3 protein-coding genes are annotated in these 3,533 nt (G+C 64.1%); all 3 read left to right on the forward strand.

Annotated features, from left to right (window positions below; genetic code table 11):
• Positions 1 to 992 (forward strand): phospho-N-acetylmuramoyl-pentapeptide-transferase (gene mraY / locus EOD15_RS30915; protein ID WP_245463813.1); only part of this gene is annotated, 992 nt, incomplete at its 5' end.
• An 8-nt stretch (positions 993 to 1,000) separates the two neighbouring features.
• On the forward strand, positions 1,001 to 2,401 hold the full coding sequence (gene murD, locus EOD15_RS30920) for a UDP-N-acetylmuramoyl-L-alanine--D-glutamate ligase (RefSeq protein ID WP_127319275.1): 1,401 nt from the start codon (positions 1,001 to 1,003) through the stop codon (positions 2,399 to 2,401).
• On the forward strand, positions 2,401 to 3,533 hold a 1,133-nt coding region (gene ftsW, locus EOD15_RS30925; protein WP_127409146.1), incomplete at its 3' end, for a putative lipid II flippase FtsW. The genes murD and ftsW, both read left to right, overlap by 1 nt.

Here is a 3,533-nt window from a genome sequence, read left to right on the forward strand (position 1 = left end):
CGTCGGCGCTGATCGTCTTCATCTTCGGGCCGACCATCATCAATTCGCTGCGGCTGCGGCAAGGCAAGGGCCAGCCGATCCGCGCCGACGGACCGCAGACGCATTTCAAGAAGGCCGGCACGCCGACCATGGGCGGGCTGATGATCCTGTCGGGCATTATCGGCTCGTCGCTTTTGTGGGCCAACCTGTCGAGCATCTATGTCTGGGTGGTGCTGCTGGTGACGCTGGGCTTCGGCTCGATCGGCTTCTACGACGACTATTTGAAGGTGACCAAGCAGTCGCATCTCGGCTTTTCCGGCAAGGCAAGGCTGGCGCTTGAATTCGTCATCGCCGGCATCGCCGCCTGGGTGATCATGCACAATGGCCAGGCGCCGTTCTCTTCGTCGCTGACGTTTCCCTTCGCCAAGGAATTCATCGTCAATCTCGGCTGGTTCTTCATTCCGTTCTCCTGCTTCGTCATCGTCGGAGCAGGCAATGCTGTGAACCTCACCGACGGTCTGGACGGGCTGGCGATCGTGCCGATCATGATCGCGGCGGCCTCCTTCGGCGTCATCGCCTATCTCTCCGGCAACGCCGTGTTCGCCGAATATCTGCAGATCCATTTCGTGCCCGGCACCGGTGAACTGGCGGTTGTGCTCGGCGCTGTCATCGGCGCCGGCCTCGGCTTCCTCTGGTTTAATGCGCCGCCCGCGGCGATCTTCATGGGCGATACCGGCTCGCTGGCCATGGGTGGCCTGATCGGCACCGTCGCGGTCGCCACCAAGCACGAGATCGTGCTGGTCATCGTCGGCGGATTGTTCGTCGTGGAAATCCTGTCAGTCATCATCCAGGTCGGCTACTTCAAGATGACCGGCAAGCGGGTGTTCCTGATGGCGCCGATCCACCATCATTTCGAAAAGCTCGGCTGGACCGAAAGCCAGGTGGTGATCCGCTTCTGGATCATCGCCGTCATCCTGGCGCTGGTCGGCCTGTCGACCCTCAAGCTGAGATAGGAAGCCCTTTGATCCCCGCCGCATCCTTTTCAGGCAAGCGCGTTTCGCTCTTCGGGCTCGGTGGCTCGGGGATCGCGACGGCGCGCGCGCTGATAGAGGGCGGCGCGGACGTGCTGGCCTGGGACGACAATCCCGACAGCGTGGCCAAGGCCGCCGGTGCCGGTATCGCGACCGCTGATTTGCGCGGCGCCGACTGGGCGAAATTCTCGGCTTTCGTGCTGTCGCCGGGCGTCCCGCTGACGCATCCCAAGCCGCATTGGACGGTGGAGCTGGCGCGCGGTTCAGGCGTCGAGATCATCGGCGATATCGAGCTTTTCTGCCGCGAGCGGATGCTGAGCGCGCCGACGGCGCCTTTCATCGCCATCACCGGCACCAACGGCAAGTCGACGACAACCGCGCTGACCGCGCATATCCTCAAGGCCGCGGGACGCGACACCCAGATGGGCGGCAATATCGGCCGCGCGGTGATGACGCTCGATCCGCCCGAGCCCGATCGGCACTATGTGGTCGAATGCTCGTCTTACCAGATCGATCTCGCGCCTTCGATCAATCCGACGGCGGGCATCCTGCTTAACCTGACGCCCGATCATCTCGACCGCCACGGCACCATGCAGCACTACGCCGCGATCAAGGAGCGGCTGGTAGCCGGCAGCGAGACGGCGATCGTCGGCATCGACGATTCCTGGTGCGCGCAGATCGCCGAGCGGCTGGAGCGGACGGGGCGGCATGTCACCCGCATTTCCAAGCGCCTGCCACTGACGGACGGCTATTTCGCCGATGGCACCAATCTGATGGAAGCGGTGCACGGCCGTTACAGCCGCGTCGCCTTCCTCGAAGGCATCGGCTCGCTGCGCGGCCAGCACAATGCCCAGAACGCGCTGGCGGCGGTCGCCGCTTGCCTCAAGGTCGGACTGGAGCTTGGCGAAATCCAGTCGGGGCTGGAGAGCTTTCCCGGCCTCGCTCACCGCATGGAGCAGGTCGGCCGCAAGGACCATGTGCTGTTCATCAACGATTCCAAGGCGACCAACGCCGATGCGGCAGCACCCGCGCTATCCAGCTTTACGCGCATCTACTGGATCGCCGGCGGCCTGCCCAAGGAAGGCGGCATCGAGCCGTTGCGCGGCTTCTTTCCGCGCATCGCCAAGGCCTATCTGATCGGCGAGGCGGCGCCGGCCTTTTCGGCGACGCTGGGCGAGGCAGTTCCCTACGAGATCTCAGGCACGCTGGCCGCGGCAGTCGAGCACGCCGCGCATGATGCGGCCAAGGACGACAGCGGCGAGGCGGTGGTGCTGCTGTCGCCGGCCTGCGCCAGTTTCGACCAGTTCAAGAATTTCGAAGTCCGCGGCGAAGCCTTCAGGCAAGCTGCGAATGCTATCGAGGGTGTGAAACCCATCGGAGGGGCACGATAATGCAAAGCCGTCTCGACAAAAGCCCGGTGGCAACCTGGTGGTGGACGATCGATCGCTGGTTCCTGGCGGCGTTCCTGTCGCTGATGGGGCTCGGCATCGTCTTGTCCTTCGCCGCCAGTCCGGCGGTGGCCGAACGCATCGGCCTCGACAGTTTCCACTTTGCCACCAGGCAGATCATCTTCACCGTGCCGGCGCTCGGTGTGATGCTGGCAGTTTCCTTCCTCGATTCCAGGCAGATCCGGCGCATGGCGCTGGTCATCCTGTGCCTGATGCTGGTGCTGATGGTGGCGGTGCTCTACATCGGCGTCGAGGTGAAGGGTGCGCGCCGCTGGGTGTCGCTTGCCGGCCTGTCGATCCAGCCGTCGGAATTCCTGAAGCCGGCCTTCGTCATCATGTGCGCGTGGCTTTTCGCCGAGCACAAGCGCCAGCCCGATATTCCGGGCAATCTGTTCGCCATGCTGCTGCTGGTGCTGGTCGTGTCGCTGCTGGTGGCGCAACCGGACCTCGGCCAGACCATGCTGACGACCGGCACCTGGGGCATCATGTTCTTTATGGCCGGGCTGCCCTGGCTGTGGATCGTCGCGCTGGGTGCGGCCGGCGTCGGCGGCGTCTTTGCCGCCTATACGGTGTTCCCGCACGTTGCCCTGCGCATCGACAAGTTCCTCACCGGCGAGGGCGACACGTTCCAGGTCGACATGGGGCGCGAAGCGCTGATCAATGGCGGCTGGTTCGGAGTCGGACCGGGCGAGGGCACCGTCAAGCGCGTCATCCCCGACAGCCATGCCGACTTCGTCTTCTCGGTTGCCGGCGAAGAGTTCGGGCTGATCATGTGCTTCTTCATCATGTCGATCTTCGCCTTCATCGTTCTGCGCGGCCTCAACACGGCGCTGAAGGAGCATGACGATTTCACCCGCTATGCGGTCGGCGGTCTCGTCACCGTGTTCGGCCTGCAGGCGGTCATCAACATGTGCGTCAACCTCCAGCTCGTGCCGGCCAAGGGCATGACGCTGCCGTTCATCTCCTATGGCGGCTCCTCGCAGATCGCCATCGCCATCTCGATGGGCATGGTGCTGGCGCTGACACGCAAGCGGCCGGAAAAGCGCAAGCAGCTGGGCTTTGGCCTGTCGCAACG

The sequence above is a fragment of the Mesorhizobium sp. M7A.T.Ca.US.000.02.2.1 genome (genome assembly GCF_003996995.1).
Taxonomy (GTDB): Bacteria; Pseudomonadota; Alphaproteobacteria; order Rhizobiales; family Rhizobiaceae; genus Mesorhizobium.